Origin of the sequence: Shewanella aquimarina, from assembly GCF_023349185.1 — a bacterium.
Classification (GTDB): Bacteria; Pseudomonadota; Gammaproteobacteria; order Enterobacterales; family Shewanellaceae; genus Shewanella; species Shewanella aquimarina.
Genome location: NZ_JAKIKY010000002.1, coordinates 183,674 through 196,950, shown reverse-complemented (window position 1 = coordinate 196,950; position 13,277 = coordinate 183,674). Strand labels below are relative to the sequence as shown.

Annotated in this window: 12 protein-coding genes; 5 read left to right on the top strand and 7 right to left on the bottom strand. The window is 55.6% G+C overall.

Features of this window, described 5'->3' with window-relative positions; translation table 11 throughout:
* Positions 1-54: 54 nt before the first annotated feature.
* Positions 55-462, bottom strand: a complete 408-nt coding sequence (locus L2731_RS02990; protein ID WP_249251772.1) for a hypothetical protein — start codon at positions 460-462, stop codon at positions 55-57.
* 667 nt (positions 463-1,129) lie between these two features.
* Between L2731_RS02990 and L2731_RS02985 the strand changes: the two genes are divergently transcribed.
* Both L2731_RS02985 and L2731_RS02980 read left to right on the top strand, forming a co-directional pair.
* The gene (locus L2731_RS02985) at positions 1,130-2,164 is read left to right on the top strand and encodes an HlyD family secretion protein (RefSeq protein WP_239852463.1); all 1,035 of its coding nucleotides are present in this window, start codon (positions 1,130-1,132) and stop codon (positions 2,162-2,164) included.
* Positions 2,154-3,197: a DUF2955 domain-containing protein gene (locus L2731_RS02980; RefSeq protein ID WP_249251771.1), complete on the top strand. Its 1,044-nt coding sequence runs from the start codon at positions 2,154-2,156 to the stop codon at positions 3,195-3,197. Before L2731_RS02985 ends, L2731_RS02980 begins: the two co-directional genes overlap by 11 nt.
* Before the next feature lie 106 nt (positions 3,198-3,303).
* Here the strand turns inward: L2731_RS02980 and L2731_RS02975 are convergent, their stop codons facing one another.
* From L2731_RS02975 to L2731_RS02955, 5 genes are all read right to left on the bottom strand, one after another.
* Entirely contained in the window at positions 3,304-3,828 is a 525-nt protein-coding gene (locus L2731_RS02975) for a cytochrome b/b6 domain-containing protein (protein ID WP_249251770.1), read from the bottom strand.
* A 64-nt stretch (positions 3,829-3,892) separates the two neighbouring features.
* The gene (gene hemG, locus L2731_RS02970) at positions 3,893-4,414 is read right to left on the bottom strand and encodes a menaquinone-dependent protoporphyrinogen IX dehydrogenase (RefSeq protein WP_249251769.1); all 522 of its coding nucleotides are present in this window, start codon (positions 4,412-4,414) and stop codon (positions 3,893-3,895) included.
* Between the two features lie 195 nt (positions 4,415-4,609).
* Positions 4,610-6,241 (bottom strand): di-heme oxidoredictase family protein, encoded by a 1,632-nt coding sequence (locus L2731_RS02965; protein ID WP_249251768.1) that lies wholly within the window; start codon positions 6,239-6,241, stop codon positions 4,610-4,612.
* A 112-nt stretch (positions 6,242-6,353) separates the two neighbouring features.
* On the bottom strand, positions 6,354-7,502 hold the full coding sequence (locus L2731_RS02960) for an imelysin family protein (RefSeq protein ID WP_249251767.1): 1,149 nt from the start codon (positions 7,500-7,502) through the stop codon (positions 6,354-6,356).
* 33 nt (positions 7,503-7,535) lie between these two features.
* Positions 7,536-8,945: a hypothetical protein gene (locus L2731_RS02955; RefSeq protein WP_249251765.1), complete on the bottom strand. Its 1,410-nt coding sequence runs from the start codon at positions 8,943-8,945 to the stop codon at positions 7,536-7,538.
* A 202-nt stretch (positions 8,946-9,147) separates the two neighbouring features.
* Between L2731_RS02955 and L2731_RS02950 the strand changes: the two genes are divergently transcribed.
* The gene (locus L2731_RS02950) at positions 9,148-10,314 is read left to right on the top strand and encodes an MFS transporter (RefSeq protein ID WP_239852473.1); all 1,167 of its coding nucleotides are present in this window, start codon (positions 9,148-9,150) and stop codon (positions 10,312-10,314) included.
* 91 nt (positions 10,315-10,405) lie between these two features.
* Positions 10,406-11,242, top strand: coding sequence for a TIGR03899 family protein (locus tag L2731_RS02945; RefSeq protein WP_249251764.1), 837 nt, complete (start codon positions 10,406-10,408; stop codon positions 11,240-11,242).
* 23 nt (positions 11,243-11,265) lie between these two features.
* On the opposite strand, the gene cobA is transcribed toward L2731_RS02945, so the two are convergent.
* Positions 11,266-12,087 (bottom strand): uroporphyrinogen-III C-methyltransferase, encoded by an 822-nt coding sequence (gene cobA, locus L2731_RS02940; RefSeq protein WP_249251763.1) that lies wholly within the window; start codon positions 12,085-12,087, stop codon positions 11,266-11,268.
* Positions 12,088-12,320: 233 nt separating this feature from the next.
* On the opposite strand from cobA, the gene L2731_RS02935 reads away from it, so the two are divergent.
* On the top strand, positions 12,321-13,247 hold the full coding sequence (locus L2731_RS02935) for a phospholipase A (RefSeq protein ID WP_249251762.1): 927 nt from the start codon (positions 12,321-12,323) through the stop codon (positions 13,245-13,247).
* Positions 13,248-13,277: the final 30 nt, after the last annotated feature.

Genomic DNA, 13,277 nt, shown 5'->3' with positions numbered 1-13,277 from the left:
ATTGTTATTGTTGGCACTATCCGCTTACTGAAGCACTAATTTTAAGGTGCGTGCTCAAGGCGTCGTGTGATGTGCCAGACTCGAGGCCGCTTCATCTTCAGGGACGCACTTGAAATGCACCTCCCCTTCCTGCATATGTTTAGTTTCATACTCTGATTCGGTGCGGCTCACTCCAAAGACAGATACAGAGGAAGATTTCTTGGTTTGGTCGATCGCCTCACCCGTCATCTCGATATTTTCAGAGATGATGTCGTAACTCATTCCCTTGTCACTACATATCTTATTCATAAATCCTTTAGAGGTTTTCACCACCTGTGTCTTACTGGGGTGTGCGACAAACACCTTATAGGTACCATCGGCTAGCTCGATCACCTCGGGCATAGGCGGGATACCGTTAAGGGAGATCTGGCAGCCGCCAAGACCCAGGAGAAACAGCAAATGCACCTTGCTCAATCTAGGCATATTTAATTAATCCTTTAATTTTTAGAGAAAAACATTAGGTAATGTCGGTAACTCTAGACTGCTGAAGGTTTGTAATTGCTAGGGCCTGTTTATCTTTCGCGTTCATTTTTGCAGCATTCTGTATCGCTTTTATACAAGGCAGAGCGATTGTAATGTAGTGTGCTACATCAATGAGCGATAACGCAGTAGAAAAATGATACAGACGCTGCCCGCAGGGTTCGTCTTGAGCACGTTCAACTCTTTGTTACTCGGCTTTTATATAGAATAACTATACTTCAAGCCTCATGCCGCGATTTGAACGTGCTCAATTAGAACAAAAATTGTTCTCAAAAGGTCAACAGGCCCTAGGAGAGATCCCAGCAGCCTTCCATGAATAACCTCATTCCCTGCTCGCGCCGGCCAAGACAATGATCCCGAAACCAAAGCGATCCCTCCAAGCTATCACACTCATAGTTAGCTGCAAAGACGCCTCTGCTAAGCCTGCGCAACTAAGGCCTAACCTTGAGCAGGCTAACTCGCTTTCCTCATCTTTTTAGCTACCTAGGTCATATAAAAACCACTTAAACAAGAGGTGTTACTTGCTGGTAACACAATCGAGGATTACCATAAAACAATCTCTAGTCATCGAGGCGAAGGCATGTCTGCTGCGGAACAATCATCACGGAAAATGAGTTTTTACATCATAGGCTTAATCTTAGTCGTCTGGCTCTATAGCTTGTGGGCCGACAGGGTGACGCCCATGACCAGCGAGGCCAGGGTGCATGCCTACCTGGTGAGAGTGGCTTCCGAGGTCGCAGGTAATATCACAGAGGTAAACGTCAGAGATAACCAGATCGTCGAAGCGGGCGAGCCCCTGTTTCAGATCGATCCGCGCAACTACCGCCTCGCCGTGCAGTCGGCTCAGGCGAACCTGTCACTCGCCGGGCAGAATATCGGCGCCAGCACGGCGGCAGTCGAGGTGGCTCAGGCCAAGGTGGTCGATGCCATCGCGGCTCGCAACAACGCCAAGGAGCAGGCTGCCCGCGTGAGCGAGCTGGCCGGACAGGGCGTATTAAGCCAGGCGGAGCTGGACAATGCCATCGAGGCCAAAGACAGAACTCAGGCTAACCTGGAGGCGGCCGAGGCCTCTCTGGTACAGGCCAGGCAGGCGCTGGGCCCCAAGGGACAAGACAACCCACAGATCTTATCGGCCATGGCAAGCCTTGAGCAGGCCCAGCTGGATCTGCAAAGGACTCAGGTCAAGGCCCCCTCTAAGGGCGTAGTGACCAACCTGCAACTCACCTTGGGGCAGCGCGCCAATGTCGGCTCTCCCATGTTGACCTTTATCGATCCTCGCGGCGTGTGGATCTCGGCCCTGGTCAGAGAAAACTCGCTGGAACACATTAAGGTGGGCAACAAGGTCGAGATCGTCCTCGACGCCCTACCGGGCAGGGTACTGGAAGGCAAGGTAGACAGCATAGGCTGGGGCACAGGCGGCAGCAACAACATAGATCAGAATACAGGTTTTCTCACAGCAGACAGCAATGGCATCAAGGCTCAGCGCTATCCGGTCAATATCGTCTTCACCGGCACTAAGCCACCCGGCAATATTCGCTACGGCTCACAGGCGACTGTGGCCTTCTACACAGAGCAGAGCAGCATAGGCGAGTTTCTTGCTGGCATCTGGATGCAGATAGTGAGTATCTGGACCTATGTTTCTTAGTCCAGCCAACCCTATCATACGTCTGGTATTTGGCCCGCTGGCGCTGCTGTTTTACCTCTGGCATCAAGCCACGCCCCTGCCCATACTGGCGCCCATCTTTATGGTGATCTTTCTCACCCTAATGCCCTCGCGTCCGCCCCTGAGCATGATGCTTAAGTTGCTGCTGATCGTCTTGTTTGTCAGCCTGGGACTGGTGTTTATCGGCGGGCTCTTGCTGGACTCCCCCACTGGCTACCTGCTGTTTTGCTGGTCCTTGCTGTTCTGGAGTTTCTATCGCAGCCACAAAGATGCCAAAGATCTGCTCTCGACCCTGATGTTGATCGTGGTGATCATCATGACCATTATGAGTAAGCAGTTACAAGCACCGATCGAGGTACTGCCCTGGTTGTTGATGAAATCGGCGGTGCTGGCACTGCTCCTCACCTATCTGAGTTTCCTGCTGTTTCCCGGTGATGAGCAAGACATACTGCCCGATGAGACCCAGGCAGACGACAGCAGTACCCATATGGGCAGCATATTATTTAAGACCACCGCCATGACCTTAGTGCTGGCGGCCTTGATCGGCATCGGCAGCTCTCAGAGCATGCTGATTGCCATCACGATCGGCAGCATGATCAAACTGGCAGATCCAAAGGAGCACAAGAGCTTCAAGCAGAATCGACTGATCACCACGGCCATAGGTATTCTCTTCACCTTCCCCGTAATGCTGACCTTCACCTTCGGCCTGCCGACCTGGGTGGTGCTGGGGATGGCGATCTTCTGCGGCCTACAGCTGGCCTGCTTTGCCATCAGGCGATCTTGCCCCCTCTCTATCTATCAGCTGCTGTTCACCAACTTCGTGGTGCTGGTATATCAGATCATCACTCACATAGGGTCTGATGCCCTCTATGCCCAGTTGGTGCGCCTGGTCTCGATCAGTATCGCCGTCATCATAGGTGGTCTGCTACTCAACCTGCTGCACCATGAGCCCGTACCCCTCGACTCATCAAAAGCGCGGACGGAAGACGCCAAGTCACCCCAGCCAGACGCCTAAATGACGCCCACGAAAAAGCGCGGCCATGGCCGCACTTTTCTTATTTTAAATTCACATTAACGCTACTCTGTTAAGCCTTAGCGAAATAGCCTTACCTTAGCCTATGCTAGCGGCGAATGAAGTCCAGCAGGTGCGACAGAGCAAACAGCGCGTGGATCACCATGAAGACGATGAAACCATGGGCCAGGCTGTGATGATAACTACGCCAATTGAGCGCCTCACTACTGCCCTGAGTGAGAAACCACATCAGTCCGGTCAAGGACACAGCCACAAACAGCAGCATACCTATGCCTTCGACCACGCTAAACAGACCGCGGCCACCGGCCTGGGGTAACTTACCGCGCATCAGGCCACACACATCGTTACTCAGCTGAGTAAAGTCGCCCACCAGATAGGGAAAATACTGCCGCCACTGGCCACGCATCATATTAATAAGCAACATGGTTACCGAGAAGATCCCGGCAAGCAGCCCAAGGTAGACATGCAGGATATCCCAGACCGAGGCGTTGGCCCGCAGGGTGCGCCCCATCATGAGCCAGCCGCTGGTGCCCACCAGAAACAAGGTCAACAGGATGACAAACAGATGCTGATAGGTCTCCAGCACCTCGCGCAGCTTGGTCAGTGTCTTCATCTTGCTCTCCCTTCGAGATGGCTCACGCCATGAACCCCATGATCTGTCTTGTTCCTAAGCCTCGCTAGAGCGCGGCGACCTGCTGAGCATAGTCTTTCACCTTATCCCAATCGGTATACTCTACCTTGGTGTCCGGCGCCGTCGGCCCCTTAGTGATCCACATGATGAAGCGTATGATATTGCGATCCAAGGCGTTATAACCCTGATAATCCAGATTGCCGCCAAACACCGCCAGCAGCTTAGGCTGCCAGGGCGACTTGGCCAGAAACGCCTGCATATAAGGGTTTGTCTCTGGGGTGTTCTTGGCTGGCTTGCGCGCCACCAGGCTCACCGAAAAGAAACTGCTGGCCTTTTCCTGCAGCAGTGCGAGGTTCTGGCTAATGAAGTCGTACACCCTGGGGTTATGCTTGCCGTGGCGAATGCTAGCGCCGAGGACTATCTTATCGAAGCCCTCGAGCGGGGGCGGGTTATCTATGCTGGCACAGGTGACGCTATGTTCCAGCGCCTCGAGCTCGCGCTGCATGAAGTCGCACAGCTTACGGGTCTGCCCATGCACACTGGAATAGATGATTAATATTTTGCTCACGTAGGCCCCTAAGTCGACTTATCTCTTGCTATAGCATCATGATAGGGGAAATCGGGCAATATTTAATTGAAACAGATCACGAGGACTAAGGGCAAAATCCGGCTTAAGTTTACCGACTTCACAAATTGCCCCCTGAATACATTTCATCATAAAAAAGCGCAGCCTAGGCCGCGCTTTTATCCTCTAAACACTCCCTTATAGGGACATGACGAACGCCAGCAGTTGTGCCCGCTCCGCCTGAGTCAGGGCCATGAACTTGTCTGTGCTCGCCTGGGCCTCGCCGCCGTGCCAGAGGATCGCCTCCTCGACACTCGCCGCACGGCCATCGTGGAGGAAGCCCGCCTGGGGATTGACCGTCTGGGTCAGGCCTATGCCCCATAACGGCCGGGTGCGCCAATCGCTGCCGCTGGCCAGAAAGTCCGGGCGACCGTCGCTCAGTCCTTCGCCCATGTCATGGAGCAACATGTCGCTGAAGGGATAGATGGTCTGCCCCTTCAGCGCCGCTATCATAGGCAGGCCGCCGATCTCGCCGCTGCTCTTGGTGACAAACTTGGGCTGGTGACAGCCACTGCAGTTGACCTGCTCGAACAGGCGCGCCCCTTCCCTCACCTTAACATCATCCACCTGCCGCCTGGCCGGTACCGCCAGGGTCTCGGCGTAGAAGACCACGTCGTCGCTGAACTCGGCGCTCGCCTCCGGCTCACCGTCGACGCCGCTGCCGGTATCGACAAACCCGGTGCGGGCAAGATAGCTGTCATGCATGCTGGTGCCCGCTATGCTCTCCTCGGGAAATAGAGGGTTAGTGATCCCTATGTCACCGCGCAGCGCGCCCAATGACTGCACCCGTACGCTGGGGGTGTTAGCCTTCCAGCCGAAACGCCCCAGAGAGACGGGATGACTATCGCCGCGCCGGGCCTTGACGGCGTCGAACACATAGTTTGCCCGCCCCGAGATGCCATCGCCATCGGCATCGTTTTCATCCACCAGCGCCATAATACTCGCCTCGGGGATCGCCTCCAGCAGCCCAAGCCCAAACACAGGCATGCCATTGCGCCAGCCCATCAGCACATCGCTCTGCAAAAGCTCAGAGGTGACATTGCTGCTGTTGAGGCTCTCGCCCGGTGCATCGAAGGGGTTTTCCACGGTAAATAGCGGTCTCTTCAGCGTCACCTCTGTGCCGTCAGGATAGGTTACCTTCTTCTGCTCATAGGAGAGGTAGACATCCGCCTGACCGCCGAACAGGTTCTGCTGCCAGTCTTCCCTGGCCTTAAGCACCCCGCGGTGAAACAGCTGAGTGCCGAAGTTGGGCACTGGGATGGGCGCGCAGTAGTTGTTCTCAGGTGTACCTTGCAGGCAGGACTGATCCGGCGCCTTGCTGATACGCAGGAAGATCCCCGCCTCGGAGCCCAGTTTGATGCGCGCTTGCCCCGCAGGCACTATCGGCGTCGAGTTACGGCCGTCGCGCTGATGGCAGGAGTTACAGTCGGCGTTGTTGAACACTGGTCCCAGGCCGTCGAGCTCAGGATGCTCCTCGTTGGGCGCAGTGGTAAAGGCGGTCTCAAAGTTCAGATCGCCACTGAGATGCTGGGCGAGCTGGGCCTCACTCAGGTTTACCGCCGGGGTAGAGTAACCGTGGCCCGAACTCGAGGCATCGAAGGTGGTAGTGTCACCGCCCAATGCCGTCACCTGGGTATAGTCGGGATAAACTTTCTCGGGCGTGGGCACTTCTATCTCATCCCCCGAGCCACCGCAGCCACTTAGCGCCAGGGTCTGAGCCAGGGTAAAGGCCGCCAGCAGGGCGGAGGGTTTCGTTAAGCTATTCATCATCTTTTCACACTTTATTAGGGTCGGGCTAAATCGCTCTCTTGCCATTAGCCTTGATTTTTATGGGGTTATACGGGCAATAAAAAGAGAGCCTTAGCTCTCTTTTATGCTGGCCCTATACCTTCCACTCTTTGAGTAGCGGCAGCACCTGGTTTTCAAGGCTCGCCTGTAGGGTGGCCAGGGCGTCGACCGCCTTCTGGACACGCGCACGGCCTGCCTCATCCTTTATCGCCTGACGGAAAGGCATATTATCCGTGCCCTCGATGGCGCGGATCTGCAAGATAGCACTGTCGATCTCTGCCGCGACACGGCTGGCCAGCTCGGCGTCGGCGGCGCGCACGAAATCGATGATCCCCTGCTTGTCGGCCTCGCCGGTGAACTCACCCTGATAGACGTTGCGCACTCCTATGATGTTGTCGCTAAAGTCGGTCAGCGAGTTCCACGAATATTGCGACTCCACCTTAGAGGTGTCGGCATTGGCCAGAGAACTACCGAAGGGATCGGCGATCTTGCCGTTACCCACCTCATCGACGATACCTATCATCCCCTTGATCAGCTCCTCTAACACGCCCACCTGAGAGCTGTAGAAGGTGTTGCCATCGACGCCCGGCGATTTCAGCAACTCGCCATAGGCCTTGCCACCCTGGCCGTCATGGCTGACCAGCCAGGCATCGGCCAGCTGCTTGGTGTAGTCGCGAAACACCTCAGCCAGTCCCATGAGGTAATCGCGCTCATTGGCGGTCAACTCGTCGATCTGCTTGACATTGTCGTCTATGCCGTCACCGAAGAGCAGAAACTCCATGGTGTGGAAACCCTGCACGTCATCGTTCCAGCCCTTGATGGTCTCGGCATCGAAGCCGCTGCTGTTGATTAAGACCGTCTTAAGATCTGTGGTGTTCAGCGGCCAGCTATCCAGGTGCGGATCGATCCCCAGAGAATCCACCGGGCCGAAGATGTGCGACTCGCCCTGCTCCCAGGGCTGACGGGCCGCCTTCCAGGCCGACTGCGCCGCCTCAAGATTTGCCTGGGTAGGAGTGGCAACCAGGGTCTGGGTGGCCTGTAACAAAACCTCACCGCGATCCGCTAATGTGCTGTAACCCTTGACGATCACCTCGTCGCTCAGGTTGACGATCAGTGCGTCGGCATCGAAACTAAAACCTGTCTCGGGCACCACTACCTTGCCCTCGTCGCTGCCCGAACCACCGCAGGCCGCCAGAGCCGAAATAAGTGCCAATGCGATCGCGCCATATTTAAATTGTTTCATCTGTCTCTCCATAAGAATCAAAGTTGTCCGCCGTTAGAGCGAGAATTGATAGCCCACGCCCAGGGCAAAGAAATGGGTATCCGGGATGGCGGCCACCGCCACCTGATGCAGGCCGCCCTCGGCCTTGATCACTATCTCGGGGATCGGCGAATAGTTGATGCCAACGCTGGTCCAGGTGTTCTCATAGCGCTTGGTGGCCGTACCGGTTTCCACCTCACTGAGCGGATTGGCGTAATCCAGGTTGGCAAACACAGTCAGCGGCACAGAGAAGAAGTGGTTGAGATCCAGCCCCGCCTCGACGAAGAAGGATTCTGCCTTGCTGCCCAGCTGGGCAAAGTTACCCGGCTTGAGGCCTGGGGTGGTCTTGTTGGCCTGAGTGATCGCATCGGCATCATCCAGGGTGCCCTGCAGATACTGTCCGCGCAGTATCCAGGGACCGTCCACATAGGCACCGGACAGTGCCAGCAGGCTCACGCTGCCATCACCGGCCAGCTTGTTGCTTTTGTGGCGATTACCGCTGGTATTGCCATAGTAATAGGCGGCGCCCAGTACCAGCCCTGGCAGTTTGAAGCTGCCGTAATCGAGACGCAGCATATAGGCCAGCTCGTCGGCGTTGATGTGCTCGAAACGCTTCTGATGGCCCGATGCTATCCAGTCGTAGGTGCGGAAATACTCAGAGTTGAGGCCGCTAACTACTTGAGCCTGATAGTGGAAATCTCCCAGGTCGCCGAAGATGCCGATGCCCGTCTCGTTCCACACGGCGGGCAACATGGCCGCCTCGCTGCGGTGACGCAGCACGGTCAGATATTGGTTAGGCTTATGCAGCACGCTGGAGAGGCCTACCGGCAGATGTATGTTACCGAACTTGACGCCGAAGGCTTTACTCGGGCGATACCTGAGCTGGGCCTTCTCGATCATCACCTCGCCGCCGGCTTCGACCTCCGACTCGAACTCACCGAACTCGTCGAAACCGTCATATTCCAGCGCGCTACCAGTGCCGCCATGTTCATATTCGATCTCCACCTCCATGTCCCACTCGTCGTTGAACTGGTAGCCAAATTCGGTGACGATCCGCTCCAGATCCAGACGGCCGCGACGCTCGGGCGTGGTGTCCTGTACGTTGTCGAAATACTCGTCGCTGGTGTAGTTCATGCTGCCATAGGACTCAAACTTGAAGCGGCGCCAAGGGCTGTTTTCGGCCTCCTGGCTCACCTGCTGCTGCACCGCCTGGGTCAAAGTATGCTGGTCGTACTGCTTCTCGGCCTGCTGCGCCTTGAGCTTAATCAGCTCCTGTTTTAGCTGATTAAGCGCCTGCTCCTGCCTGGCGATAGACTCGGCTAGGCTAGTGGTGTTGGCCGTGCTATTCGTTTGAGTGTCGGCATAGGCATTGCCCGCCAGCAAGCTGGCGATAGCCATCCCTAAGGTGGTCAGTTTCAGTGTCATCTTCTCTCCATGTTGATTAATCAACATCCCCCATTAAATTGCGGGCACAATATTTCAAATGAGAATTATTTGCATTACAATTTACATTTGTTAATAACAAATCGATGACAAAGCGTGCTAGGGAAACAAAAATTGAAACCAGTTTGTAGCATCCAGGCGATGGGGTAGACTAGTTTCCCCACAGAGACAGGAATTCAATGGAATGTTAAAGAAGAACCCGCAGACCCTCTTACTACTCATGACCTTCGTGATGTCCTTGGTATTTTCTGTGTGGCAGGTGCTGCTGAACAACTTCGTGATCGAGCGAGCCAGCTTTACCGGCGCCGAAATAGGCATATTACAGAGCTTGCGGGAGGTGCCTGGATTTCTGGCCTTTACCGCCATCTTCATTTTGCTGCTGCTCAGGGAACAGACCTTCGCCCTAGTCTCCCTCGCCCTGCTGACCATAGGGGTCGGCATCACAGGCTTCTTCCCTCAGGTGCTGGGCCTCTACCTGACCACCATACTCATGTCGGTGGGCTTTCACTACTACGAGACCATCAATCAGTCTCTCACCCTGCAATGGGTCGACAAGAGTGAGACCGCGGGATTCTTAGGCAAGGCGCTGGCCTGGCGCTCGGCCGCCGCCCTCACCGGCTACGGCAGCATCTGGATTGTGATGACCTATCTGCAGCTGGATTATCAATGGATGTACGCCATCATAGGCGGACTCGGGCTGTTGATGGTGCTCGCCCTGACCCTCTACTTCCCCCAGTTTCCCCAAGGCGAGGTGCAACACAAGAAGGTGATCCTCAGACGACGCTACTGGCTCTACTATCTGCTCACCTTCTTCTCCGGCGCGCGGCGGCAGATCTTCATGGTGTTTGCCGGCTTCATGATGGTGGAGAAGTTTGGCTATAGCGTCAGTCAGATCACCGCCCTGTTTCTGATCAACTATGTGGTCAACCTGTTGTTCGCCCCCGCCATAGGCCGCTTTATCGGCCGCATCGGCGAGCGCAACGCCCTGATGATAGAGTATGTGGGCCTGATAGTAATCTTCACCAGCTACGCCTTCGTGCAGCAGGCGGAGATGGCCGCCGTGCTCTATGTGCTGGATCATCTACTGTTTGCCATGGCCATCGCCATCAAGACCTATTTCCAGAAGATCGCCGAGCCCAAGGATATCGCCGCCACCATGTCGGTCAGCTTCACCATCAATCATATCGCAGCCGTGGTGATCCCGGCGCTGCTGGGGATGCTCTGGCTCTACTCCAACAAGTGGGTGTTCTTTATCGGGGCAGGCTTCGCCCTCTGCTCCCTGATGCTGGCCCTTAATATTCCGCGCCATCCGGCCCAGGATAAGCACGTTAACTGGCCGGCCAACGCCTGAAGCTAGGGGTTGGGGCTAGGGCCTTGGGCGAAATTCAGATAGAATCTGACAATAGGGCAACCTAAGATAAGATTATTCACAAGAAAAGATTATGGCCGAGATCGTTAAGCTATCCAATTCAGGGTCGAACCAACCCGACGTATCTGCCCGCCGCAAGGCCCTGCAACTCGGCCACCTGATCGGCCTGGGCAGCGACGAGGATTATCGCCCCTCCCAGGCCTCTGTGGCCGAGCGCTCCGACCATCGCCTGCGCAAGCTCGCCAGCCAGTATCAGGCCAACCTGGAAAACGTCTACGCCATCGCCCTCTCCCACACGCCGTCGGACGTCACCGGGGCGGATCTCGACCCCGATTGGATCCACCAGTTCTTTCAGCTGGCAGAACAGATCCACAACCGCAACATGCAGGCGCTGTGGGGACGCATTCTGGCCAATGAGATCACCAGTCCCGGCAGCTTTAGCCTCAGGAGTCTGGCCACACTTAAGCAGTTGACCCACAAAGAGGCGCAGATGTTCGAGAAGGCGCTGGGCATGGCGGTGACCTTCAACAACGAATCTAAGCTCAAGCTGGTGATCGGCTTTCGCCACGCCGGCGGCATAGGTCAGCTGTTTCGCAAGACGGATACCACCCAGATCGCCCTGTCGCAATTTGGTCTGCCCTACTCCTCTGTACTCACCCTGGTGGATGCGGGCCTATTACACAGGAGCGAGTTTGAGACGGGCCAGCTCAACGCCAAGAATCCCATCAGCTTTACCCTATCGGGCAAGCGGATGACGCTGACGCCTAAGCACGGCCATCTGGTGTTTAGCTATTATCGACTGACGCCGACCGGCGACGAGTTGGCGCAGCTGGTGCGCCCCAAGGCTGATGAAGAGTACGCCCGCGCGCTGCAGGCACTATTCAAGAAAGACTTTAAAGTAGAATACTGAAAAGCTGATTACTGAAAAGTAGATTACTGACCCAGCGACTGCTTTACTGTCGCATCCAGGGTCTTAGGGCTGGTTTCCGGATTGAACCAGTGCAGGCTATCGGCCAGGCCAACCACTTCACCAATAATCATCAGGGCGGGCATCTCCAGCGCCGGGTCCGCCGCCAGTTCGGCCAGCTCTCCTAAGGTACCGATGAAACGCTGCTGCGCCGCCGTGGTCGCCTTAGAGACGATTGCCACCGGCGTGTTGGGCGAGCGCCCGGCCGAGATCAGCCCATCTTGGATGCTGGCGGCGTTGAGGATCCCCATATACACCACCAGGGTATTGGCGCTGTTGGCATAGGCCTGCCAGTCCATGGGGCAGCTCTCAAGCTTGCAGTGCCCCGTGATGAAGGTGACCCCCTGGGCATGATCCCTGTGGGTCAGGGGAATACCTGCGTAGGCAGAGGTGCCGCTGGCCGCCGTGATGCCTGGCACCACCTCGAACTCAACCCCCGCCTCAACGAGCGTCTCCAGCTCTTCGCCGCCACGGCCGAAGATGAAGGGGTCGCCCCCCTTGAGGCGCACCACATTCTTGCGGGTATAGGCCTTGGTCACCAACAGCTGGTTGATCTCCTCCTGGGCGGCGCTGTGTTTACCGGCGCGCTTACCCACGGCGATCAGCTCGGCGTCCTTGGGCGCAAGCGCCAAGATCTCCTCACTCACCAAGGCATCGAACAAGACCACGTCGGCCTTCTTTAAGATGCGGTAGGCCTTGAGCGTTAACAGCTCAATGTCGCCTGGGCCTGCGCCCACAAGCCAGACTTTGCCCTGTGCCTGCTGCCCGGGTAGAGTAATTAGTTCCATATCCGCATCTCATACAATAGTGATGAGGCTAATATAGCGTCATTCTTATTCCTTAAAAAATAGAAATTAATTAGGTTTTATTCCTTTTGGTTATTAACAAGGTTGACCCGTTTTTTAATTAAGCAAATCAAATAGACAGAATTAAAATAGGTGCACGCGGCGGACTCAAATGTTAAAACATAGGCTAGATTTGGAGACGACGCGCTAAGCTTGCGACACGAGAGGAAACAAGGATGCAAACCACCCAATACCTTAAATGGCTTACCCTATTCGGCCTATGCTCACTGCCTGTGACCTGCCTCGGCGCCGAGCCCACGGCAGAGGAGAAAACCAAAGCGGATGGTTCGCTGCTCGACCAGCGCGTCGAGGATGAGCTGGCCACCTCTGAGAGGCCCTTCGTGATCACGCCTCACAAGGTCAACTATATTCTGCCCGTGACCTACAACAGCTCTCCAAATATGGCGCCCTTTGCCGACAAGCTAGACGAGCACAATTCGGAAATCGATAATCTGGAAGCCAAGTTCCAGATAAGCTTTAAGTTTCCCCTGATGTATAACGTCTTCGGCGACAACGGCCACCTGTTTTTCGCCTACACCAACCAGTCTTACTGGCAGGTGTACAACAAGGATATCTCTTCGCCGTTTCGCGAAACCAACCATGAACCTGAGATCTTCATGCTGTTCAACAACGACTGGCAGATAGGTCCGCTGACCAACTCCTTCTGGGGGGTGGGCGCCGTGCACCAATCCAACGGCAAGTCAGGTGATCTCTCCCGTAGCTGGAACCGTATCTATGGCACCATGGTGTTCGATAGCGGCCCCTTTGCCCTCGCGGGCAAGGTGTGGTGGCGCATACCGGAAGATGAAAAAGAGACGCCCGACTCACCCAGAGGGGATGATAATCCGGACATCTTGGATTACATGGGCAACTTCGAGCTCATGGGGGTCTATGGGGTTGATAAACATAGATTCTCGCTGATGCTGCGCAACAACCTGGAGAGTCCGAATCGCGGCGCGGTGGAATTTACCTGGAGCTATCCCATCATTGGCAATCTGCGTCTCTACACGCAGTATTTTAACGGCTATGGCGAGAGTCTCATCGACTACAACGCCCATACCCAACGGATCGGCATAGGTTTCGCGATCAACGACATTCTCTAACCATAGGCGGCGCGCTATGCTCGCCGCTCG

Excerpts from the sequence above, each read along its gene's own strand:
- L2731_RS02955 (WP_249251765.1), bottom strand. The coding sequence starts at position 8,945 with ATGACACTGAAACTGACCACCTTAGGGATGGCTATCGCCAGCTTGCTG.
- L2731_RS02985 (WP_239852463.1), top strand. The coding sequence starts at position 1,130 with ATGAGTTTTTACATCATAGGCTTAATCTTAGTCGTCTGGCTCTATAGC.
- L2731_RS02975 (WP_249251770.1), bottom strand. The coding sequence starts at position 3,828 with ATGAAGACACTGACCAAGCTGCGCGAGGTGCTGGAGACCTATCAGCAT.
- L2731_RS02950 (WP_239852473.1), top strand. The coding sequence starts at position 9,148 with ATGTTAAAGAAGAACCCGCAGACCCTCTTACTACTCATGACCTTCGTG.
- L2731_RS02960 (WP_249251767.1), bottom strand. The coding sequence starts at position 7,502 with ATGAAACAATTTAAATATGGCGCGATCGCATTGGCACTTATTTCGGCT.
- L2731_RS02990 (WP_249251772.1), bottom strand. The coding sequence starts at position 462 with ATGCCTAGATTGAGCAAGGTGCATTTGCTGTTTCTCCTGGGTCTTGGC.
- L2731_RS02965 (WP_249251768.1), bottom strand. The coding sequence starts at position 6,241 with ATGATGAATAGCTTAACGAAACCCTCCGCCCTGCTGGCGGCCTTTACC.
- cobA (WP_249251763.1), bottom strand. The coding sequence starts at position 12,087 with ATGGAACTAATTACTCTACCCGGGCAGCAGGCACAGGGCAAAGTCTGG.
- L2731_RS02945 (WP_249251764.1), top strand. The coding sequence starts at position 10,406 with ATGGCCGAGATCGTTAAGCTATCCAATTCAGGGTCGAACCAACCCGAC.
- L2731_RS02980 (WP_249251771.1), top strand. The coding sequence starts at position 2,154 with ATGTTTCTTAGTCCAGCCAACCCTATCATACGTCTGGTATTTGGCCCG.
- L2731_RS02935 (WP_249251762.1), top strand. The coding sequence starts at position 12,321 with ATGCAAACCACCCAATACCTTAAATGGCTTACCCTATTCGGCCTATGC.